Origin of the sequence: Chryseolinea lacunae (genome assembly GCF_016735595.1) — a bacterium.
GTDB classification, from domain to species: Bacteria; Bacteroidota; Bacteroidia; order Cytophagales; family Cyclobacteriaceae; genus Chryseolinea; species Chryseolinea lacunae.
The window spans coordinates 37,855-61,329 of record NZ_JAERRB010000002.1; the positions used below are offsets into that span (position 1 = coordinate 37,855).

General features: G+C 52.5%; 16 protein-coding genes. 10 read left to right on the forward strand and 6 right to left on the reverse strand.

Annotated elements, in window-relative coordinates:
• Nucleotides 1-3: 3 nt before the first annotated feature.
• Entirely contained in the window at nucleotides 4-405 is a 402-nt protein-coding gene (locus JI741_RS06020) for an iron chaperone (protein ID WP_202008149.1), read from the reverse strand.
• 345 nt (nucleotides 406-750) lie between these two features.
• Here JI741_RS06020 and JI741_RS06025 point away from each other — a divergent pair, with 345 nt between their 5' ends.
• Nucleotides 751-1,290, forward strand: a complete 540-nt coding sequence (locus tag JI741_RS06025) for a hypothetical protein (protein WP_202008150.1) — start codon at nucleotides 751-753, stop codon at nucleotides 1,288-1,290.
• A gap of 283 nt (nucleotides 1,291-1,573) precedes the next feature.
• A complete protein-coding gene (locus JI741_RS06030; protein ID WP_202008151.1) occupies nucleotides 1,574-3,844 on the forward strand; it encodes an FG-GAP-like repeat-containing protein in 2,271 nt (756 codons plus the stop codon).
• Nucleotides 3,845-4,041: 197 nt separating this feature from the next.
• On the opposite strand, the gene JI741_RS06035 is transcribed toward JI741_RS06030, so the two are convergent.
• The 4 genes from JI741_RS06035 to JI741_RS06050 form a co-directional block, all read right to left on the reverse strand.
• A complete protein-coding gene (locus JI741_RS06035) occupies nucleotides 4,042-4,266 on the reverse strand; it encodes a CcmD family protein (protein WP_202008152.1) in 225 nt (74 codons plus the stop codon).
• The gene (gene ccsA, locus JI741_RS06040) at nucleotides 4,253-4,927 is read right to left on the reverse strand and encodes a cytochrome c biogenesis protein (RefSeq protein ID WP_202008153.1); all 675 of its coding nucleotides are present in this window, start codon (nucleotides 4,925-4,927) and stop codon (nucleotides 4,253-4,255) included. Before ccsA ends, JI741_RS06035 begins: the two co-directional genes overlap by 14 nt.
• Nucleotides 4,928-5,068: 141 nt before the next feature.
• Entirely contained in the window at nucleotides 5,069-7,477 is a 2,409-nt protein-coding gene (locus JI741_RS06045; protein ID WP_202008154.1) for an ABC transporter permease, read from the reverse strand.
• 283 nt (nucleotides 7,478-7,760) lie between these two features.
• Nucleotides 7,761-8,801 carry a glycerophosphodiester phosphodiesterase gene (locus JI741_RS06050; RefSeq protein WP_236675914.1) on the reverse strand — a complete coding sequence of 347 codons (1,041 nt, stop codon included), beginning with the start codon at nucleotides 8,799-8,801 and terminating at the stop codon, nucleotides 7,761-7,763.
• A gap of 216 nt (nucleotides 8,802-9,017) precedes the next feature.
• Between JI741_RS06050 and JI741_RS06055 the strand changes: the two genes are divergently transcribed.
• On the forward strand, nucleotides 9,018-9,464 hold the full coding sequence (locus JI741_RS06055) for a DUF3291 domain-containing protein (RefSeq protein WP_202008155.1): 447 nt from the start codon (nucleotides 9,018-9,020) through the stop codon (nucleotides 9,462-9,464).
• Between the two features lie 11 nt (nucleotides 9,465-9,475).
• Here JI741_RS06055 and JI741_RS06060 read toward each other — a convergent pair whose 3' ends face one another.
• The gene (locus JI741_RS06060) at nucleotides 9,476-10,204 is read right to left on the reverse strand and encodes a carbon-nitrogen hydrolase family protein (protein WP_202008156.1); all 729 of its coding nucleotides are present in this window, start codon (nucleotides 10,202-10,204) and stop codon (nucleotides 9,476-9,478) included.
• Nucleotides 10,205-10,598: 394 nt separating this feature from the next.
• Here JI741_RS06060 and JI741_RS06065 point away from each other — a divergent pair, with 394 nt between their 5' ends.
• The 7 genes from JI741_RS06065 to JI741_RS06095 all read left to right on the forward strand — a co-directional run bounded on the left by JI741_RS06065 (nucleotide 10,599) and on the right by JI741_RS06095 (nucleotide 23,404).
• Nucleotides 10,599-14,060: a response regulator gene (locus tag JI741_RS06065; RefSeq protein ID WP_202008157.1), complete on the forward strand. Its 3,462-nt coding sequence runs from the start codon at nucleotides 10,599-10,601 to the stop codon at nucleotides 14,058-14,060.
• 8 nt (nucleotides 14,061-14,068) lie between these two features.
• Nucleotides 14,069-14,890, forward strand: coding sequence for a CheR family methyltransferase (locus JI741_RS06070; RefSeq protein ID WP_202008158.1), 822 nt, complete (start codon nucleotides 14,069-14,071; stop codon nucleotides 14,888-14,890).
• 11 nt (nucleotides 14,891-14,901) lie between these two features.
• Nucleotides 14,902-16,065, forward strand: coding sequence for a sensor histidine kinase (locus tag JI741_RS06075; RefSeq protein WP_202008159.1), 1,164 nt, complete (start codon nucleotides 14,902-14,904; stop codon nucleotides 16,063-16,065).
• 28 nt (nucleotides 16,066-16,093) lie between these two features.
• Nucleotides 16,094-18,034, forward strand: a complete 1,941-nt coding sequence (locus JI741_RS06080) for a tetratricopeptide repeat protein (RefSeq protein WP_202008160.1) — start codon at nucleotides 16,094-16,096, stop codon at nucleotides 18,032-18,034.
• 80 nt (nucleotides 18,035-18,114) lie between these two features.
• Complete coding sequence (locus JI741_RS06085) at nucleotides 18,115-19,995, forward strand: tetratricopeptide repeat protein (protein WP_202008161.1); 1,881 nt, start codon at nucleotides 18,115-18,117, stop codon at nucleotides 19,993-19,995.
• A gap of 91 nt (nucleotides 19,996-20,086) precedes the next feature.
• Nucleotides 20,087-20,557 carry a DUF1905 domain-containing protein gene (locus JI741_RS06090; protein ID WP_202008162.1) on the forward strand — a complete coding sequence of 157 codons (471 nt, stop codon included), beginning with the start codon at nucleotides 20,087-20,089 and terminating at the stop codon, nucleotides 20,555-20,557.
• 63 nt (nucleotides 20,558-20,620) lie between these two features.
• A complete protein-coding gene (locus tag JI741_RS06095; protein WP_202008163.1) occupies nucleotides 20,621-23,404 on the forward strand; it encodes a carboxypeptidase-like regulatory domain-containing protein in 2,784 nt (927 codons plus the stop codon).
• Nucleotides 23,405-23,475 lie beyond the last annotated feature (71 nt).

A 23,475-nucleotide genomic window follows, 5' to 3' on the forward strand; every position in this document is an offset into this window, starting at 1 on the left:
CGGCTACTTCGCGGCGGCAGCCTTCTTTTTGGGTTTTTCTTTTGCTTTCATTTTTTCCAGTGTGGCTTTCACCCTGTACTTCACAATCTTGGTCACCAGGGCCAACGGCAACGGCTGATCGAGCGGGAAGCGCACCGACCCTTTGGCGCCTTCGTAGCCGGAGAGTTCTTTTTTGAAAGCCACAAGCCCTTGGGGTGCGGGATAAAAACCGATGTGATTTTTGAAGGCAGCAAAGTGCACGAGGTTGCCATGCAACACGAATGTGGGAATGGCATACTTGATCGCCTCTTCGGCCTGGGGTGCGGCCTTTTTGATGGTGGCCCGCATGTCTTCCAGTTTTTTCTGAATGGGTTTGGGGAAACCGGCGATGTATTCATCGATGTTGGCGGCGAGCGTGCTGTTCATAGGGATCGGGATTTGTTGTTTTGAAACCGGGTTGCCTGTCACTTTTTAGCAGCAGGATCTGGAAACGAATTTACGACCTTACCAACATTTGAAAAACGTGCAAACGCGACATTCTGCGGGGCCGATTGCGGCAGCGGCTGGTTGGCCGTTCCACAACACCCTTCTGGTGGTAAACACATGCATCCGCAACCGAACACACATTCATTGCCCCACCCGAAACCGGGGGTACGTCCGCCGGCCGCGTTGTGGGGTGGAGGAATAATGTCTGGGTGCGGGGCTGTGTCTTCTTTTGATTGTTCGGGACTTTGCTTTACTTTTAATAAATCCTAATGGGCTGTATTTAAAGTGACCAGACTTTTCTCGATACTGTTCTCCATCCTCGTGTTTGTGCACGTGATCGGCTATTATGGTCTGTTCCTGGGAATGGCGTATCAAAACGACCGCGAGATGCTTGAAAAGCTGGATGCCGAGGATTATGATCCATCCGAAACCATCCTCATCAAGGTGCCCATAGCCATTCCCTACGTAGCCGACGCCAGCCGGTTCGAGCGTGTAGACGGCTCCTTCGAACGCGACGGTGAATTCTATCGCCTGGTGAAACAACGCTATTCGCGCGACACCCTCTTCCTGGTGTGTGTGAAAGATCAGCAACGCAAAACCATCGAAGACTCGTGGGTGAGTTTTGTGAAAACATTCAACGGCAAGCCCACCGAACGCAGCGCCGGTTTCAAACTTCCCATCCTCATCAAAGATTATGTTGTGCAGGCTTTCTCCATCCGCTCGGTGTCGCTAGGCTGGGTGAATGGTGTGGAGAAAACCACCGCCGTCATTTTTTCGATTTCCGATTTCTACCCATCCATTCCGCATCCTCCTGAACGAGGCTGACCCTTTCCGGATTCTTACTCTAGAATTTTCCAAGTCTGTTTGCGAACAGGAATGATCGCATTTGTTTTTCCGCGCATGCGGCAAAGACATCACATTTCATTTCTGAACCCAACGGAACGCTCGCTACTGATCACCGTCTTTTTGAAATGTGCACAACGCTAACGTTGTCATGCAAGGTCACGCCATGCACACAGAAAAAGACTCACGGTCACACCCGGGCATTTATTCCTTATGATCTCTTTGATCGTTGCTTCCGCGATTTTCCCGGAAAACAAAAAACACTATGAAAAGAAAACTACTTGCTATACTTTCTCTCGCTGTGGTGATGCTTGCGACCGCGTGGTCGTGTGCGAAAAAGAATGCGTGTCACGACGAAATGGTTTCGATCCTCGATCAAGTGCACAAGGCATCTCACCGTCCGGCAAACCAATTTTATCCAGAGGCTGGGTTGGTATATATGGACTCGCTGCTGAGCCTGGAGCACAGCACACCCAGCCAGATCCGCTATTGTCAATATCTGAAGGCCAACATCCTGCTAGAGTTGGGCGAAGAAGAAAAAGCCATTGCCCTGCTCGAAGGCATTGTGAAAGAAGACAACGAAGCGCAGGTGGAGCTGGCCTGGAGAGATCTGGCCGTGGCTTACCTGCGTCAGGGTGAGCGTGCCAATTGCATCTCTAACCATGCGGCCGAGTCGTGCCTCATGCCGGTGAAGGGCATGGGTGTGCACAGCGACCCCACGGGTTCCCGCAAGGCGATCGAAATTTATCAACGCCTGCTGACCAGACATCCCAATGATTTTGAGTCAGGTTGGTTGTTGAATCTGGCCTACATGACATTGGGTGAATATCCGAAAAGCGTGCCCGCCAAATTTTTAATCCCCGGTCTCGAAGGCGACACCACCGTGAAGGTCAATCCTTTTCAGGATGTGGCGGCCGACCTGAAGCTGGATGTGAAAAACATGGCAGGCGGCAGCGTGGTCGAAGACTTTGACAACGACGGCTACCTCGATCTGCTCACCAGCGGCATGGGAACCGAAGAAGCCATGCACTACTTCAAGAACAACGGCGACGGCACCTTCACCGATCGTTCCAACCAGGTTGGCCTCAAGGGTATCAGCGGTGGTTTGAACATGGTGCAGGCCGACTATAACAACGACGGTTTTGTGGATGTGCTGGTGCTGCGCGGTGCCTGGAAAAAACAATTTGGCGAAGAACCCAACTCCCTGCTGCGCAACAACGGCGACGGCACCTTCACCGATGTGACTACCGAGGCGGGCCTGCTCTCGTATCACCCCACACAAACCGCGACCTGGAATGATTTTAACAACGATGGCTGGCTCGATCTTTACATCGGCAACGAGTCGGTGCTCGCGCCGTTTGAAGTGCCGCATTACTGTGAATTTTACATCAGCAACCGCGACGGCACATTCCGCGAAGTGGCCGCCAAGACGGGCTCCAATGTGCTGGCTTATGTGAAGGGCGTTACCTCGGGCGACTATGACCACGATGGCTGGAAAGATATTTTTCTCTCCACCATGAACGGCGAACGCATTCTGTTGAAAAACATGGGACTTCACGGACAGGAAATTTCATTCGAGAATGTGACCCACAGCGCCGGCGTTGGCAACACGCATGGCAACACATTCCCCACCTGGTTCTGGGACTATGACAACGACGGCTGGCTCGACATTTTTGCGTGCGACTATTCCTTTAAAAACACGCTGGCCTATTATGCCGCAGCCGAGAAACTTCACGTTCCCGCGGGCAATCCCGAAAAGATGTTGCTCTATCACAACAACCACGACGGCACGTTCACCAACGTAGCCGATAGCCTGGGCCTCACGCGCAACACGTTTGCCATGGGTTCCAACTTTGGCGACATCGACAACGATGGCTGGCTCGACATGTATCTGGGTACAGGCAATCCAGACTACAAATCGCTTGTTCCAAACAAAATGTTTAAGAACCTGGGAGGTAAAAAATTTGCCGACGTCACCACCTCGGCCAGGGTGGGACATCTTCAGAAAGGTCACGGCGTTTCATTTGCCGACATGGATAACGACGGCGACCAGGACATCTACATTGAAATGGGTGGCGCCTTTCCCGGCGACGCCTATCAGAACTCGTTCTTCCTAAACCCGGGGCAAAGCAACAACCGGTGGATCTGTCTGAAGCTCGAAGGCACCGAAGCCAACCGGGGAGCTATTGGCACAAGCCTGAAAATCACGTTCACCGAAAACGGCGTGAAGCGCAGCGTTTACCGCGACGTGAATTCGGGTGGCAGCTTTGGTGCATCGCCACTGCGCCGTGAAATTGGTGTGGGACAAGCCAACGTCATCGACGAGATTGAAATTAAATGGCACGGCAGCAAAAACGTTCAGGTTTTTAAGAACGTTGGCGTGAATCAATTTTTGAAAATCAAGGAAGGCAGCGACAAGCTTGAAAAGGTGAACCTGAAAATGATCATCTGGAGCTTGCCCGAAAAACTATGCTTACCCCTCGCCGGCAACGCGACAACGCCTGCCGCCGTCAGATTGCAACCAAATACGTTGTGAGCTATAGATGTTGTGTGATACTGTGATTGGAGATTCTGCTTTTGTGTTGGACGACTTTGTTTTACCCGTCGTTGGGATGCGTGAAGGGATGCATCGCAGGGACTGGCAAAAACAAGTTGGTCAACCGAAGCAGAATCTCTGATTAAAAAAATGCAGAAGCTGTTGCGCCAACGTGCGTTTCCTTCACAACAGGCTCGCTACTGTTTCTTCTGATTTTTTTCGATCCGTTGAACTTTCCGGTCGATCCGGATGAGATAAAAAATCACACCGGTGAGAATGATGACCAGCCCCACCACCACGGTGTATATTTTTCCATCGCTTCGCAGCGCGTCGGCCATCTCGGGTGTTCCTGACGTTTGAGCATGGCCTTGTGCCGAAAGGCAAAGGATGCCGAAAAGCAAAAGCAGTCTAGTCCATTTCATCTTGCAGTCGTGAATAGGTTTTTAATCGGAGTAAAAGTGTCGTGATCCACCATCCCAACAAACAGAAAGCAACGACGGCGGTGTAGATCACCAGTTTCATGTCGTGCGATGTGTCGAACAAGCGGAAGCCGGGATTGCCGCCGTTGCCGGGGTGAAGCGAGTCGGTCATGCGCGGAAGAATGAAGATGAGCGGGATGAGGATGGCGAAAGCAAAAATGTTGTAGACGGCGCTTAATCGTCCGCGCTGGGTTTCGTCTTGCAGCGATCCGCGCAACACAAAATAGGCGACATAGATCATGAGGCCGATGGCGGTGTTGTTAAGTTTTGGATCGTTGGTCCAGAACGCGCCCCACGTGGCTTTAGCCCACACCATGCCGGTGGCCAGCCCCAGCACCCCAAAGAACACCCCAACCTTGGCCGCTTCCACAGCGAAGTCGTCGTGCGGGAGGCTGCCCGTGCGCAGATACTTCACGGAATAGATCACCGAGAGCAGAAAAAGCAACAGCATGGTGCACCACATCGGAAAGTGAAAATAGAAAAGGCGAATACTTTCGTTGAGAATGAACAGCCGCGGCACCGGCAACAGAAATCCGCCCACCACCGAATAGTAGAGCAGAACAATGCACAGGATTTTCCACCACTCCAGTTTGTACTCTTTCATAGCGCAGACGTTTGAGTTACAGCCGCACAAATTACTGCATTGCCGGCAATTCTGAACTGCGCCGTGAAAATATTGGTACCTGCTTTTGATGAAAGGAAAGTTTGCCGGGGGAGCGTTGTCCTTTCACCCCGGCCAAAAAACTTATTCCGAACGCAAGCTATTGGAAGGATTGGCCGTGGCCGCCTTCAGGGCCTGCGTGCCTACCGTGAGCCACGCCACCACCAGGGCCAGCAACGCGGCGCCGGCGAAATACCACCATTGCAGTTCGATGCGGAAGGCGAAACTGTCAAGCCATTGTGCGGCCAGCATATAGCTGAGCGGAAGGGCAATGATGATGGCGGTCAGCACAATTTTGGTGAACTCGCCCGACAACAAATAGACAATGCCCGCCACCGATGCGCCCAGTATTTTGCGGATGCCGATTTCCTTTACCCGCCGTTCGGCCGTGAACACGGCCAGGCCAAACAACCCCAGGCACGAAATGAGAATGGCAATGCCGGCAAAGTATTGCGACAGTGAAGCCACACGCTGTTCCGAAGCATAGAGCTTGTTGAAGTCGTCGTTCATGAACCGGTATTCAAGCGGGAGGCCTTCGTTGTAGGTGGAATAGAATTTTTGGATGCGCGCAACGGTTTCGCGTTCGGCACCGGCTTTGATCTTCACGAGAATGTTTTCGCATTCGCCGGGTTCGTCAGGCATGCGGAAGAAGAAAGGTTCAACGCGATGGTAAAGCGATTCGTAGTGAAAGTCTTTCACCACGCCGATGATCTTTTTTTCGTGTCCCCACATCACAACGGTTTTCCCCACGGGATCTTTTAGGTTCATGGTGGCAATGGCCGTTTCGTTGAAGATGACGGCGTCGGCATCGGTTTTGAAATCGCGCGAGTAGGTTCTTCCCGCCACCAGCTCAAGCCCCAGCAATTCCAGCAGGTTGTAGTCTGCATAGATGGCGCCAAACTCCACGCCCTGATCTGGCTGTTTCCCTTCCCACGAAACACCACCGCCACCACCATGATAGCCAAACAGGTCGCCGCCCATGCTGGCCGTGTTCACCACACCGGGAATGTTTTTCAGTTCGGCGAGAAACGTTTCCATGTGGTTGCGGGCCTTGCCTTCGTTGGTGAACAGGAGGATGTTGTCGCGGTTGTAGCCGAGATTTTTTGTCTGGATGAAATAGATTTGTTTATACACCACCAGCACCGACAGGATGAGAACGATGGAGATTGAAAACTGAAATACCACCAATCCCTTGCGAATCCACGACTCGCCACCCTTCGAATTCAGCTGTCCCTTCAGCACGGCCACCGTGTTGAATCCAGAAAGGTAGAAGGCCGGATAACTTCCGGCGAGAATGCCGGTGGCCACGGCCACACCCAGCGCAAACACAACAAGACCGGTGTTGACATCAAGAGTCACGTGTTTGCCGGTGATGTCGTTGAAGAATGAAAGCAGCGGAACGGAAACGATCAGGGCCAGCACCAGCGCCAGGCACGACAGCACCACCGACTCGCAGAGGTACTGAAACACGAGACCATAACGCCCCACACCAATGGATTTTTTGATGCCAATCTCTTTCATCCGCCGCGAGGCTTGCGCCGTCGACAAATTCATGAAGTTGATGCAGGCGATGACGAGAATGAACACGGCGATGATCGAAAACAAACGCACATATTCGATGCGCCCGCCCGAAGGCATGCCGTTCACGTAGGCACCGTGCAAATATTTGGAGGAGTATTGTTGCAGAAACACACGACCTTCCCACTCAAGCCCTTCGGAACCGTGCAGCTGTTTGTGTTTCGCAACGCTGTAGTCTTTCAGTCGGTTGTTTAGCGCATCCACATCGGTGCCGGCCTTCAGCAGCGCGTAAGTGTGCGAGCTGTTGCTGTACCACGACGCCAACCCGAATTTTTCTGTGAACGTGTTGTAGTATACGGCATACGAAAACAATACATCGAACTGAAAGGAGGCGTTGGCCGGGGGTGCTTTCACAATGCCGGTCACGGTGTAGGCGCCCTTCAGTTCAGGATTTTCGCCCTCCCAGGCCAGCGTTTTTCCGACCACGTCGTCGGTAGTGTTGAAGAGCTTCAGGGCCAGCACGTCGGTGATGACGATGCCGTATTTTTCGGTCAGCGATTTTTGCCGGTCTCCGTGCAGCAGATCGTAGGAGAAGACCTTGAAAAAATCTTTGCCCACATAGTGGGGTCGTGCTTTCATGTGTTTGTCGCCCAGGGTCAGTGTGCCTGTGCTTCGGCCAATGGTCGACACCACCGCTTCCACTTCCGGCACATCGTCAACCATCAGGGGTGCCAGCAGCGACGGTGTTTCCTCGCCCGTGCTAATGGTGCCGTCGGCGTTGGGATAGGTTTTCATCACCTGGTAGAGCTGGCTGTCGTTTTCAAAAAACGCATCCACACTAAGTTCGTCGGCCACCCAGAGGTAGATCAGAAATGCACAAGCAAACCCCGAGGCCAGCCCGGCAAGGTTGATGATGAACGAGCCTTTGTAGCGGCGAAAGCTCCGGAGAGCCAGCAGAAGGTTGTGATACAGCATGAGGTAGGGGTTAGGGTGGTTAATGGTAAGGATACCCTGCTCTGCGGAAAGGTTGCACCTTGGAGAAAGATTCTTTTCGGGTGAATGGCCCTGAAAACGAAAGACACGCGCTTCCTTCTGGGAATGCGCGTGCCTTGGCTATGCTTCTGCGTCTATTTTTGTTTCTGTGCCACCAGGATCAGTCGGGGCGATGTTGTTACCCGTCACGCGACGTAACGACAGTCGAAATATTTACGCATGGGAACGGCCAAAGTGTAAACGTTTTGTTACACGTGAACCTCCATCACTTGGCCTTGATCAGCGACAGCAGAAGCTCGGGTTCGTTGGTGGTGATGAGGTCGACGTGCAGCGCCAAAAGATTTTCCATCAGCGTTTTGTCGTTCACCGTCCACACGTTCACGATCAGCTTTTTCGATAGTGCGTCGCGGATCCAGTCGGGGTTCTTTTGATAGATGCTGAAATGATAGTCGAGGCCTGAGAATTTTGCGGCAACAAGTTCGGCCGGAGTTTTATCGCCGGTCAGGTATTGCACGTGGGCATAGGGGGCAAGTTTCATCACCTCCAGGCACACATCATAGTCAAAGCTGATGTAGTCGACCCACCCTTGCGCGCGCAACCGTTCAACGATCGACATAATTTTACGCGTGAGCGCGATGGAACTTTCCTTGCCTAGCTCGGAGGCTTTTATCTCGAGGATGAGCCTGGTTTTGTTTTGCTGCTGTCCGGCCTTCAGATAGTTTTCGAGTGTGGGCAACGTTTCGCCATTCGAAAGCTTTAGTGCCAGCAAAACATCGGATGTTGTTTTGGCAATGGACACGCCTTGTATGGAAGGATCGTGATGAATGACGGGCAGTGAATCGGCCGACATGTGCACATCGAACTCGCTGCCTTCACAACCCAGGGCCACGGCGTGGTTCAACGCGGCAATGGAATTTTCGGTAGCGCCAGTGTTTTTCCACGCACCGCGGTGGGCAACAACTTTGTTGCGTATAAAATCATCTTTCACCAGGCTCACCGTTTCTGTGAACTGGCCTGCCGATGTGGCCACGGTGAGCGTTACGTCAAAGACTGTGAGTGCCTTATCGAGTTTGTCGCGACGCACAATCAGCTGATGGTTCTTGTCGACCTTGAACGCCTGCGCATGGGCGCCGCTCAGCGTCACGAACTTGATCTGGCCCGCGGTGGTGGTAACCACGCCAACCTGGTCACGGTCCTGGGAAATTGTGTAGCGGGTGAGATAAAGCATGCCGGATCTGGTTTGGGCTTGACAATATACGCCGGCAAAGGCCAGGGCAAAGAACAACGCGATGAGGATTTTCTTCATGTTCAATCGTTTTAGGGAACCACACGCGAAAGTACAAAGAACACACAACGGTGTCACCGCGAACGGCCGGCAGATTGATTAAGGTTAAGTTAAATCTTTGAGCCGCCGAAAAAAATAAGGGACGCCTCAACGAAAAAGCACGTCCGCTTGCATCCAATGCCAGGTTTGCCCGTTAGACGAAGTTTGGTCATCTCAACTCACATAAATACCCCCGGCATGCATCTGGCACAAATCAATATTGGAAGAATCAAAGGCATAGACATGAACGACCCCATCATGGCAAGTTTTGTTGCCCAACTGGATGAGGTGAACGCCCTGGCCGAGGGCAGCCCGGGATTTGTGTGGCGGCTAAAGGACGAATACAACAACGCCACGGCCTTCAATCCCTATGGCGACGACCGCATCATCATCAACATGTCGGTGTGGGAAAACATGGAGGCCCTTCAGCAGTATGTCTACAAGGGACGTCACGTGGAGGTGATGCGTGAGCGGCGCACATGGTTTGAAAATTTCGGGAAGCCGTTCATGGCTTTTTGGTATGTGCCCATCGGCCACCAGCCCACCGTTGCCGAAGCCGTGGAGCGTTTGGCGCATTTGCAGGAGCATGGCCCCACCGCGCATGCGTTCGATTTCAAAAGCCGTTTTCCTGTGCCGGTGGCCTAGGTTGGTCGCTGTTAGAGAATCTTTTCAATCACATTTTGTGTTTCGGTGTCGAACACAAGGAGGCCTTCGCGTGTATCGTCCAGTTGCTTCAGCAGTTGACCACGCGAATTCCACACAGACGAATTCCCCGTGCTCATAAAATCATCGCTTTGTCCTACGGCATTTGCCATCAGCACGGGCACGAAATATTTGCGGGCAATGTCCGACAAACTTTTGCTGGCCTTCTCCACACCCGTTGCCGACTTGGCCACGCTGGCAATGTAAACACCGGCGCCGTTCTTCAACGCATGTTCAGCATGTTCGGGCACAGACAATTCATAACAAATGGCCAACGCCACGGCTGTGTCTTTCACGGAGAGGTCGGTGTAGTTTGGTCCGCTCACGAAGAACGGATCTTCGTCGGCATGCAGGTATTTTTTGGAATAGGTTTGTCTCGCTTTTTTAGGTTGAAAGAGAATCATACTGATGGAAGGTGCCGTGGTGTTTTGCGTGGGCACGCCAACACCGATCACAATGTTGCCGGTGTTGCTCAGAGTTTGAAAACCATCCAGGCGGCTGTCGTCTGGGGTAGTGGCCAGTGCCTTGGCCACGGTGGGTTCATATCCCGTTAAGGAAAGCTCCGGAAAAATGATGAGGTCTGCGCCGAATGCAATAGCGTGGTCGATGTATTTTTTGTGATGCTGAATGTTGCCTGCGATGTCGCCTTTTACGGACCGGGTTTGGGCTACGCAAATTTTCATGAGGGTTGGTTGGATAATGAATGTGATCTAAAGATAATACGCCGCCGTTGTTTTCACTTCCTGCGCCCAAGATTTTGATTCCGGGTAACGTCTTTGCCGACCGCTCATAAAAACTTCTTCACGATTTCGACCCTGTGCAGAATTTTTTCCTATATTCCATTGCCCATCCAAGTCCAAGTGAGGTTAGTTTTTTGTGGTAAAGGATTAGAAACTAAACACGCTGGTTTGATGGTGGCGTTATCTGAAATGTATTCCGCGCGAAGTCTCTTCGATTCGGCGGCGGTTGTGTCCCTTGCGATACGATCACATCCCCCTGCACACGGGTTCAGCATGGATCATCACTCAATAGGCGCTGTGCGTTTTTAGTGGCAGTATTTTCTTTAAAGACATCGTTATGAAAATCGGACTTGACAGAAAAATTCTCGGTGGATTTGTATTGTGCTGTGTGATTCTCGCCGTGGTGGCCGTGGCCTCGTTCCGGAACAGCGACAAGTTTATCGACACGGCGTTTTGGGTTACCCACACACACGAGGTGTTGAATGAATGCGAGCAGATCATCCTCAACGAGGTGGAGGCGGAAGGTCGTGCGCGGGGCTTTGTGATCACCGGCAACGAGGACTTTCTCGAACCCTTTGGTGTGGCCATTTTGAATGTGAGCACGCACCTTGAAAAAATGCGCCAGCTCACCGTCGACAACCCGACACAGCAACGCAACATCGCGCGACTGGAGGTTCTCACGCACGATCATCAGGCCATACTCAAAGCCTATATCGAAATGCGTCGGCAAGGTTCGGAAAGCGCGCAACTGGTGGCCCCCACGCTGGAGAGCAGCCACATCCTGACCGAAATCAGAACGCAGGTCGGCGCGATGCGAAAAATGGAGGAAGCGTTGATGATAGCGCGCAAACAACAAAACGACGACGAAGTACAAAATTTTTCTACGCTCTTCATCGTGTTGCTCGGCGTGATGGTAGTGGTGCTCGCGGTGGTCTATGTTATCATCTCGTCGAACCTCAGAAATCTGCGAAGGCTGGAGAAGCAGAGCTCCGACAAAAACTGGATCCTCGCCGGCACGGGCGAAGTGATCCGCGGCATGCAAGGCGACAAGAGCGTGGGCGAGTTGGGTCACGAAGTGCTGCGACGACTCACGCGCTATCTCGACATACCCCTGGCTACGTTTTATGTAACCGAAAGCGATGGTGCGTCACTTCGGCTGGCGTCGTCGTTCGCGTCGTCAGAGAAGGACACGCTTCACCCGGTGATTCGTTTTGGCGAGGGCTTTGTGGGCGAAGTGGCTGCCGAAAAACGAACCATGATTTTGTCGGGTCTCCATGCCGAACACTATGTGGTGAACACCACGTTTGGTGCGGTGCGCCCGCAGTTCATTCTGGCCTTTCCGTTTCTGTTCGAAAATGTGGTGATCGGCGTGGTGGAATTGGGCTCACTCAAAGCATTCAACGAACAACAGCTGGAGTATCTTCAGCGCGTGTCCGATAGCATTGCCGTGGCCGTCATGTCGTCGCAGGCCCGGGAAAGTGCTAAAAGCTTGTTGGAAGAAACACTGCGCCAGGCCGAAGAACTGGAAGTGCAGCAGGATGAACTGAAAAAGTTTAACGACGAGCTTCATGCAAAAACCGAAATGCTGGAACGTTCGGAGGTGGAACTCAAGGCCCAGCAGACGGAACTTGAACACATGAACGTGGACCTTGAAGAAAAAGCAAACCAGCTGAGCAGCCAGAAACATGCGTTGCAAAATGCACAAACGGAAATTGAGCGTAAGGCTCAGGAAGTGGAAATGAGCAGCCGTTATAAATCCGAATTCCTGGCCAACATGTCGCACGAGTTGCGCACACCGCTCAATAGCATTCTCATCCTCGCGCAACTGCTGTCGGAAAATAAGAACAGAAGCATGACGGCAAAAGAGGTGGACTTCGCGCGAAACATCCATACCTCCGGCACGGGCTTGCTCAACCTCATCAACGAAATTCTGGACCTTTCCAAAATTGAAGCAGGCAAAATGGAACTCGACATCGAGCCTGTGTCCGTGTCGGGGCTGGCGCAGACTGTCCAGGAAATGGTGTCGGCAATGGCCCTTGCAAAGTCGCTCACGTTCAACGTGGTGATCGACAGCGCCTGGCAACGTGCTACGTTGGCCACCGATCACCAGCGCGTAGAGCAGATCTTGCGGAACCTGTTGTCTAACGCCATCAAGTTCACACCCGCGGGCGGCACCATCACCCTGTCTGTTGGCGCAGCGCCCGACAACGCCGTGTTTAAGAACCCGGCCCTTCAACACCAAATGAGTGTGGTCATGTTTAAGGTGACCGATACGGGCATCGGCATCGCCGAAGCAAAACGCGACCTCATCTTCCAGGCGTTTCAGCAAGCCGATGGCTCGACCAAACGAAAGTATGGTGGCACCGGACTCGGGCTGTCCATATCGCGTGAATTGTCGAGCGTGCTCGGTGGCGAAATTCAGCTGCACAGTGAAGAAGGTGTGGGCAGCACGTTCATGCTTTTTCTTCCCGCGACATTCGATGCCACGCTGAGCGTGACACGCGACAAACTCGTGTCGGTAAAAGAAAGACCCGAACGAACACCGGCGTCGCACAACCTAATTCCCAGAGAGGATATCGCATTGCAGGCAAACGGCGTGGACGATCGTCATGCCATTGCCGAGGCCGACAAGGTGGTGCTGGTTATTGAAGACGACGAAAAATTTGCACAGGTGTTGTTGAGCTTCATTCACGAGCGCGGTTACAAAGGTGTGATCGCATCGCAAGGCAACACGGGCGTGAGCTATGCGCGTCACTACCGGCCCGTGGCCATTCTGCTCGACATGAACCTGCCCGTGATGGAAGGCGACGAAGTGATCCGCCAGATAAAGAACGATCCGGATCTGCGACACATCCCCGTGCAAATCATTTCGGCCTACGACAAGAAAAAAGAAGGTATGCTACTAGGCGCGTTCGACTATCTCCATAAACCCGTTTCCATTGAGGATCTTCGTCAGGCGTTTGATCGCATCGAAAACTTCACACAGCGGAGGCTGAAGAAACTTCTCATCGTTGAAGACAACGCTCAACAGAACCACGCCATCCGCGAACACATTGGCGGCGGCGACATCAAATCCGTATCCGCGCATTCGGGCGAAGAAGCGTATGCGTTGTTGCAGCATGAAAGGTTTGACTGCATGATCATCGACCTCGGCCTGCCCGACATGACGGGGTTTGACCTTATGGAAAAAATTCGCGCCAACGATACGCTCAACCGGATTCCGATCATCGTCTACACGGGCAAGGATCTTAAGAAAGAAGACACCCAGCGGCTCAACAAACTGGCCGACACCGTGGTGCTGAAAACTGCGAACTCGCAGGAGCGGCTGCTCGATGAAACCATTCTGTTTCTCCATCGTGTGGAGTCGCAGCTGCCAAAAGAAAAACAATCCATCATCCGCAAACTTCACAACGCCGATGCCATTCTGAAAGACAAACGAATCCTGCTGGTGGACGACGACATTCGTAACATCTACTCGCTCACCAACGCCCTCGAAGAAGAAGGCCTTGTGTGCGTGACGGCAGAGAACGGCAAAGTGGCCCTCGACATTCTTCAACGCGACCCCGCCATCGACCTGGTGCTGATGGACGTGATGATGCCCGAGATGGATGGTTATGAGGCCACGCAGGAAATCCGCAAGATCGACGCCTTCAAAAAACTGCCCATCATTGCCCTCACCGCCAAGGCCATGAAGGGCGACAAGGAAAAATGCCTGGCGGTGGGCATGTCTGACTATGTTTCGAAACCGGTGGAAGTGGCACAACTGCTCTCACTCATGCGTGTGTGGCTTTATAAATAGGAAAAAGAATGAGCAACACTCTTGATGACAAAGCATACAAAGGACTGCTGGAAGCCATTCGCTTTATGTATGGCTATGACTTCACCGAATATGCCGAACCTTCGGCGCGCCGGCGCATTCTTCACTTCATGGAAATTAAACGCATCGACACCGCCACCGAACTGGGAAGGGTGTTGATGAACGATGAACATGTGTTTGAAGAATTTGTGCAAACCATGTCGGTCACCGTCACCGAAATGTTTCGCGATCCACTGTTCTACAAAGCGCTGCGCGACGCAGTGGTGTCGCAGCTGGCAACCTATCCCGTCATAAAAATCTGGATTGCCGGTTGTGCCACGGGGCAGGAAGTATATTCCATCGCCATCCTGTTGAAAGAGGAAGGTTTGCTGGACCGGTCCATTCTCTATGCCACAGACATCAACCAGCACTCGCTGCAGCTGGCGCGACAAGGTATCTTCGCGTTGCCCGCGATGAAGACGTACACACAAAACTATCTTCAGGCAGGAGGCAAAGGAGCGTTCTCGGAATATTACACAGCCAAACACGACGGCGCATTGTTCGATCGAAGCCTTTGCGAAAACGTGGTGTTCTCACCGCACAATCTCGCCACCGACGGATCGTTCAACGAGTTTCAGCTCATCATTTGCCGCAACGTCATCATGTATTTTAATCAGAGCTTGCAAAACAAAGTGGTCGACCTCTTTCATCAGAGTTTGAGCGCCTTTGGTTTTCTTGGCCTGGGCGACAAGGAGTCGCTCATGTTTTCGCAGCATAGCCGCAGCTTTGCGGAAATCAGTCTCAAACAAAAGATATACCGGAAAGTGAAATGAACCAGACGAGCATGAGCACCCACGTAACGCTTCTTTTGATCGACGACAAGTCCACCAACATTTTTGCGCTGGAACAACTTCTTGAAAAACCCGATCGCAGTTTTCTTCAGGCCACCGACGGCAACGAAGGCTTGCGCCTGGCGCTCAACCACGACGTGGACCTTATCATACTCGACGTGCAAATGCCCGGCATGGATGGTTTTGAAGTGGCGCACATCCTGAAGTCGAACAAACGCACCAAAGACATTCCCATCATTTTTGCATCGGCCGAAAAAAAAGAACGACAGTCCATCATTCAGGGATTTGAAGAAGGCGCCGTAGACTATCTACCCAAACCGCTCGACCCCGAACTCACCAAAGCAAAAGTTGCCGTGCTGCTCACCATACAGCTGCAAAAGCGCGAACTCATTGCCAAGAACATCGCGTTGCAGGAAGCCGACGCACGCATCAACGCGCTGAATACAGAACTGAAAAACCATCTCGAACAACTGGAGCAGGCCAACAAAGACCTTGAATCGTTTTCTTATTCCGTGTCGCACGACTTACGCGCCCCTGTGCGCTCCATTATCGGCTATGCCACCATGCTGGCCGAAGACCTCGACACGAACGATGCCCGCATCCGCCAGGCGCTGGGCCGCGTGCAACAAAACGCACTGAAGATGAACCAGATGATAGACGACCTGCTCGCCTTTTCGAAACTGGGACGGAAACCTCTGCAAACCACAGCGGTGGACATGACGCAACTGGTGGAAATGGTGCTCCACGAAATCAAAACACAACAAAACCATCAGGCCAAGATTGTGCTTCACAAGCTTCATCCCACCCGTGGCGACCACGCCCTGCTGGCCCACGTATGGACAAATTTGATTTCGAACGCTATTAAATACTCCGGAAAAAAAGAAAGCCCTTTGGTAGAGATCAGTTCTGCCGAAGTCGGTGGCGAGGTGGTGTATGCGGTGAAAGACAATGGCGCAGGATTTAGCATGGACTATGCGTCGCGTTTGTTTGGCGTGTTTCAGCGCCTGCACAAATCGAGTGAGTTCGAAGGCACAGGAGTTGGTCTGGCCATTGTGCACAGGATTGTGGGCCGCCACGGGGGAAGAATTTGGGCGGAGGCTAAAGACGGGGAAGGGGCGACGTTTTATTTTACGTTGGGAGCGGCGCAGGATTTTTAATACCTTTACGCCCTAGCTTGTTATTCCGATGTCGTATCACGTTTGTCTCTCCGCAGTGCTGTTTTGCATTGCCGTGAGTGTTTCTGCTCAGGAAGAACTAATTCTCGGTTCTATCCAGGAGTATCGCGAAGCCTCCAATCGCCTGAGTACCTATGATGATCTGAAAGTGGACTGGACCATGGATGGCCAGACGCAGGTCTATTTCAATGAAGGGCTCAATAACCTTATCGAAAATCATCCCGCCATGGCGGAGACCAATTTTAACGAGGTGCTTAAGCGCGAGCCCAAGTTGTGGCAAGCTTTCTATTTTCGCGGGGTGAGCCGTCGGCAGCTTGAGAAATTTGGTGGCGCGCGTTGGGACTTTCAACAAGCGTTGAATCTGCATCGGTGTTATGAAGCGCAGGTGGAGATGGGGAAAATTGAACAACAAACGTTCAACGTGGCCGAGGCCGTTAAGGCCTACGATAAAGCTGTGAAGATGGCACCCGAGAAACCCGTGGCCTACTATCTGAAGGCAAACATACTGGCCGACCTGGGTCAGGGCAAAAACGCGGTCGAAGGCTATACGCAATGTCTTGTTCGCGACAGCCTCTTTCATGACGCCCGCATCCGGTTGGGATTGATGAAAGTTACCTCGCCGGCCACCACGGCACAGGCGCTGCCGGAAGTGAACCAGGTTTTGAAAATGGATTCTCTTCACCGGTATGGGTTGTTTTTCAGGAGCATTTTCGCATTCAAAAGCGAACCCGTGCAAACTGAAAAAGATCTCAACCGATTGGTGCGGCTGTGGCCCACCAACCTGATGGTGCTCTATCTTCGCGGCCTCATGCTGTCGTCGCAGGGAAATTATGAGCGGGCCTTTCCTGACTTTCACAAACTGATTGAAGCCACCTATCACGACGAGAACGCGTTTCGCGGACAACAATCCTGGATCGATAAAAGAATCGACATCCAAAATGCAGGAGCCTACACGGTAATGCGTGTATACGGCCTGTCGGAATTTGATTCGCGGCTCATAAAAGAAGCCTATTGCCAGTTGATAACAGGACATTATTCACAGGCAATCTATACCATCGACAAAACCAATATTTCATACAAAGATCCCCTGTGTTTCTTTTTGAAAGGGGTGGCCAGCGAACACATGCGCAACCACAACCAGGCCTATCGCTACTACGCAAAGACACTGGCGCTCGACAATGACATTCTGGATGCACACAAAAAACGCGGTATCTACGAACAGGAACTGGAAGAATGGGACAAGTCTATTGCCGACTTCAATGAAATGCTGCGCATCAACCGTGAAGCGTTTGTGGCCTACAAACTCAGAGGACTGTCGTATTATCATTCGAAGCAGGTGCCAAAAGCCATAGCCGATTTCACTCGCTATTTGCAGCGCGACAGTCTCGACAAGGAGGCCTATGGGTTCAGGGGCATGGCCCATCTCGCCACCCGGCAACCACTGGAAGCCGCCGTGGACTTTGCAAACTCGGGCAACGTGCACATGCTCAACTTCAAGAAACTGACCTATTCCCTTGATTCAATGCTCATCCTGAAAGATACGGCCAAGGCCTACGCCTATGCTAACCGACTCACCAAGGCAGCCCCGTTCTTCACCGAGGGCTATGCATTGAAATTGAAATTGCTGGCCTCGCACGGCGACTGGCCTCGCGTAGGCCAGGAAGTGAGTCGTGCCCTGGCCAATAGCCGTACCGATGCACCTAAACAAAGTCACTCTTTGCTACTGGCCATACAAGCCGCGGCATGGGCCAAAGAAAAAGAGTATGACAGGGCCTTCACCACGTTCGACGAAGCCCTGAAGTTTGATCAGGCCAACACGTGGGCGTTGCTTGAACGGGGAAAAGTGTTTTTGGAAATGAGCAAAAAAAGCAAAGCCATTTCCGATTTCAAGAAAGCCTCCGGATACGGTAACAAGGAAGCACAAGCGCTGCTGAAGCACCTTGAGGAATGAGGATATTTGGTATGAGCAACCTGTTTCGAAATAGTCTACTTGCTGCGCTGCTTCTCGCGTCGGTCCACACATCGGCCCAAATGGAAATGCTTGCAGATGCCATGCGCGAATATATGAAGACGTCTACGCGCCTTCAGACCTACGACGAAGTGAAGGTGGATTGGAAGATGGATGGCAAGACGCAGCTTCACATGAACGAGGGACTCAACAACCTCGCAGAGGGAAATCCCAAGGTGGCCTCCGAGGAGTTCGGCGCGGTGCTCAACGCTGCGCCGTCTGTTTGGCAAGCGTTCTACTATCGCGCCGTTTGCGCCAAGCAACTTCGGAAATATGGCATGGCCAAATGGGATATCCACCAGGCTCTTCGACTGCACGGTCCGTTTTATGAAGGGTATGTGGAACTTGGAAAAATCTATCGTCTGGAGTCGGATCAGGATGAGGCGCTTGAATATTTTGAAAAAGCCATAAAGCTGGACCCCAAGCGGAGCATGGCCTATTATCTGAAAGCCAACCTGAAATCGAAACAACAATTTCGCCGCGAGGCCATCAAGAACTACGAAGCCGCGCTTGAGCATGACAGCCTTTTTTCGGATGCCGGCATTGCGCTGGCGATGTTGCAGGTAACGTCCGACAAGAAAGTTGAGCAGGCCGTGCCCTACCTCGACCGGGTGGTGCGTAGAGACACGCTTAACCGCATCGCGCTGTTGCTGCGCACGTGCATGACCTTCGACAGCCGACCCCAGCAATGTTTGAAAGACCTGAACCTGCTCGTGAAGCTGTGGCCCACCAACCTCATGGTGTTTTACCTCCGTGGCCTGCTCTATGCAAAGCTCGAAGACTATGAACGCTCCTTCCCCGACTTTCACAAACTCGTTGACAACACCGCAGAAGATGAGAACACGTTTGGCGGACAACAAAGCTGGATCGACAAGAAGATCGACATTCAAAACCTCGGCGCCTACACGGTGTCGCGTGTGTACGGTTTTTCGGATGCCGATGCTGTGTTGATCAAAAAAGCATATTGCCTCCTGGTAAAAGGAGAGTATGCCGACTGCATCGTGGCCGTAGATAAAGCAACGGTCGCCCAAACTGATCCGCTAAGTTTCTATATGAAAGGTGTTGCCAGCGAGCACCTCAACAAACATCCCGAAGCCCTCGCCTACTACAATCAGGCCCTGGCCCTGGACAACGACATTCTGGATGCACACAAGAAGCGTGGCATCTATGAACAGGAAATGAAGCAATGGGACAAATCCATTGCTGACTTCAAGGAGATGTTGCGCATCAACCCGCAGGCCTATGTGGCGAGAAAGTTTTTGGGGCTAACCTTCTATCATGTTAAAATCTATCCTAAAGCCGTAGTTGAATTCAACCGGTATCTCAGTCGCGACAGTGCCGATCAGGTGGCCCTGGGCGCACGTGGCATGGCCTACTGGAACCTGGGTCTGAAGCTTGATGCCGCCGCCGACTTTGCCAACTCGGAAAACTTTCAGATGCTGGAGTTTCCAGAAATTGCACGGTCGATTGATTCATTGCTGGTGCGCAAAGACACCGTGAAGGCTCTTCGCTACATCGAACGCATCACCACCGGCGCACCGTTTTTCACCGAAGGGTATGTGATGATGATGAAAGTGCTCATTGCGAAAAACGATTGGAGCCGCATCAACAAAGAAATTGGCGAAGCACTTTCCAACAGCCGTGCCGATGCAAGCCATAAAGACCATGCCTACCTGCTCACCGTGAAAGGCGTTACCTGGTTGAAGAAAGAGAAATATGACTATGCATTCAACCTGCTGACCTCCGCCCTCGACTACGACAAAGAAAATTCATGGACCTGGCTCGCCCGTGGCCAGACTCAGTTGGCCCTCAACCGAAAAAGCAAAGCCGTGTCGGATTTGAAAAAAGCGGTGGCGTTGGGAAACAAGGAAGCCGAGACCTTGCTGAGGCAAGTGGGGGAGTGATGTCACGTTGAAACAAAACGTTCGGCGCATCGGTTAAACTACGGAGAAGCCATGTGACAGACCGTATTGTTAAAATGAATCGCATATCCCCATGCTCACCTTTCGCGCCCGGATCTATAAAACCGGCATCAACACGTGCGTTGACATGCCCGAAGCCATCACCAAAAAAATGCCGCCCACCAAAGGCCGCATCCATGTGAAGGGAACCGTGAACGGATTTGCCTTCACGAAAACCCTGGTGCCGGTGAAGGGAAAACCTTTTCGCTTGTTTGTGAATGCTGCCACATTGAAAGGTGCCGACACGACTCCCGGCGAAGTGGCCCGCTTCACTGTACAGCAGGTGTTGAAGAAAGTAGAGAAGAAGTATGCCATGCCTCCCCGGCTGCGCAAAGAACTTAGCAAACATAGCGTACTAAAGAATTTTGGGGCCCTCACACCCGCACGTCAGAAAGACATCCTGAAGTATCTGAGCTTTGTCACCAACGAAGCCACCGTGTTGAAGCATGCCGAAAAGATTATCTCCAAACTGAAGGCCGGCGAGAAGAACGTTCGCATACCGTAGCCGTTTTCATCCTTCCTCTTTTTCGGTATCTTTCGTTAACAGTAACCGCCAACCCTTCTGCCTATGCATCGTGTGTGTATTGGAATGATCCTGCACATCTTCCTTGGTCACGCTGTTGCGCGCGCGCAAACCAGTGGCATTCGCGGCAGCGTTACAGATCAGGGAACACAGCAGCCCCTTCCATATGCCAGCGTCTACATCAACCTCACCACGCAGGGAACCTACACAAACGAACGCGGCGAATTTGTGTTGACACTCTCTCCCGGGCCACACGAAGTGATTGTTTCTTTTGTAGGCTATCAACCGTTTCAAACCCGCGTGAATGTGAACGCGGGCGAGTTCACCGACCTGGCTGTGTCGCTGAAGGCGGCAGTGCTGAAAGAGATGGTAGTGAGCGGAACCAAAGACACGCAATGGCAGCGACAACTGGGCCGCTTCACGAAATTGTTTATGGGCACCGGGCCGAGTGCTTCACAATGCAAAATCCTGAATCCCTATTCCCTTGAATTCACCGACGAGAAAGGTGTTTTCTATGCGAAGTCATCCGTGCCGCTGGAAATCGAAAACCTTTATTTGGGCTATCGAGTCTATTATGATTTGCGGAATTTTATGGTGGGACCAACCCACTACCTCATCGCGGGCTATGTGCGCTTCGCAGAGATTGAAACGATTGACTCGTTGCTGGAAAAAAAATGGAGAAAGAACCGCGACGCTGTCTATAAAGGCTCCAGCCGTCACCTGTTGAAAGCGCTGGTGACGGGCAAAGTGAAAGAAGAAGCATTCGAAGTGTACCAGGACAATTCCACCGCCATCGCCGTGCGCAATGCAAATTTCATGGGCAACGTGGACCGGCTCGTAACCATATACAACACCGACAGCATCGTGTCGCCGGGCAAGGCGCCGGGGTGGTACGCGGTGAAGCTTCCACCGAGGCTGGAAGTGCACTATGTCCATAAGCCCTCAGTAGCCAAGGTCTATCGCGACGTTCCGTATCCTGTGAGTTGGATCGATGTGAAAGGTGGATCGCTGGAAGTGAACGCCGAAGGCATCCTCGCCAATTCGTTAAAGATGGTAGTGTCTGGCGCCATGGGCGACTCGCGCATAGCCGAAATACTCCCCAACGACTATGTGCCCGATGCAACGACAGAACACCATCGGAAAATTGTGCCGCGCACCATCGGGCAACTTGCCGTGCTTGCCGAAAAGCCCTACTTGCATACGGACCGATCTTACTACTATCCCGGCGATGTGATCTGGTTCAAAGCCCACATGCAATACTATTCGCCGTCGATGAGAGATTCACTGAGCCGTGTGCTGTATGTCGATCTCGTTGACGCAGAGAAGAAAATTGTGATGACACGCGTGTTTCCGCTTTCGCGGGATGGCGGTGTTGGCCACCTGGAATTGCCGCAGGCATTGCCCCGGGGAAATTATCAACTGCGAGCCTATACGCGGTGGATGCTGAACTTTGACCGCGCATTTGTTTTTGTGAAACCGGTGCAGATTCTGGCCGACAACGAATGGGTTCGGCCTGCCGACAGAAATCCGGATCAAACGTCGGACAACATTGTGCTCACCACGGATAAAGACCACTACAAAACGCGCGAAAAAATTTCGATGACCCTCCAGGTGATGCCAGCCGATGTGCCGTTGACAACGTTGCTTTCGGTGTCTGTGACCGACCTCGACCAGGCTGTGCCCGCCCGGAACGAAACAACCATTCTGGCAGCACACCTTCCGACAGTGTCCCTTCCCGACACACTCGCCCGTAAAAACATGCACACCATTCAATATGGCATAGACGTGAAAGGACATGTTACCAACCCGCAGGGCAAAGCGGTTCAGGGCGTGTTGACGTTTGTTCAGAAAAATGCCAACGACGCGTTTGTGGTAAAGACAGATGAGGCCGGAAATTTTTATGTGCCCGACTTGTTGGTCTATGACACGGCTAAACTTTTGGTGCAGCCCAAGACGGTGGGAGGGCGGTTTGGAAAGATAGCGCTGGATTCGGTTGTGCTTTCTCCGCCGGTTCAATCGGCCGAGGCGTTGCACCTCGACATACAACGCGATGCCGTGTCACATCACCGCTATAAACAAGACCGACCTGCAAAGATACTGGAAGAGATTGTAGTGAGCACAGCACGCGCCCCCAACGAGAAGCGCGTGAGCCTTGCCACCCCTGACGCGTTGGTTGACGGCACCTACTTCAGGTCGGGCGCCTTTGCCGACATCATTCTGGCCCTGCAAAGCAAAGTGGCCGGTTTGCGCATCATCACCATCATCGGGCCCGACGCTTGGCCGCGGCGGTACATTCTTTTTGGCGCAGCGTCGTCGCTGGGATCGCTTGAGGCCCAGGAGCCCATTGTGCTTGTGGATGGCGTGATGCTGAATTCGGGCATGGGTGGAACGGTGGAGCAGATTTCGAAAATTGATCCGAACGAGATCGATCGTGTGGAAGTCACAAAATTCGGCAACGGCGCCGCCTATGGCGCCCGTGGTGGCAACGGGGTGATCGCCATTTTTACGCGCAACAAATACGATGAGCGCACGGGTAAGAAACCGCTCCCGTATAACAAAGAAAAATTGGTGCCGCTAAACATACAAGGTTATGCATCACCTCTGTCGTTCAGGGGACGCGATCACGCCACCGAAGATGCCTCCGCAGTGCCCGACTATCGTGCCACGCTGTATTGGAACCCCGAAGTAGCCCTTGACGAACACAATCAAACACGGATCACGTTCTATGCGGCTGACCTCGAGACACGCTATCGCGTGGTTGTGGAAGGGCTCACGGCCGACGGCGTGCCCCTGCGAGCAGAAAAAATTATTGTCGTGAAACTTCCATGAGAAATTAATCAACTAGATAGGGATGGTCTTTGTCGCGCCGGGGTTTGATGCTCGGGAGGTACCTATGACAC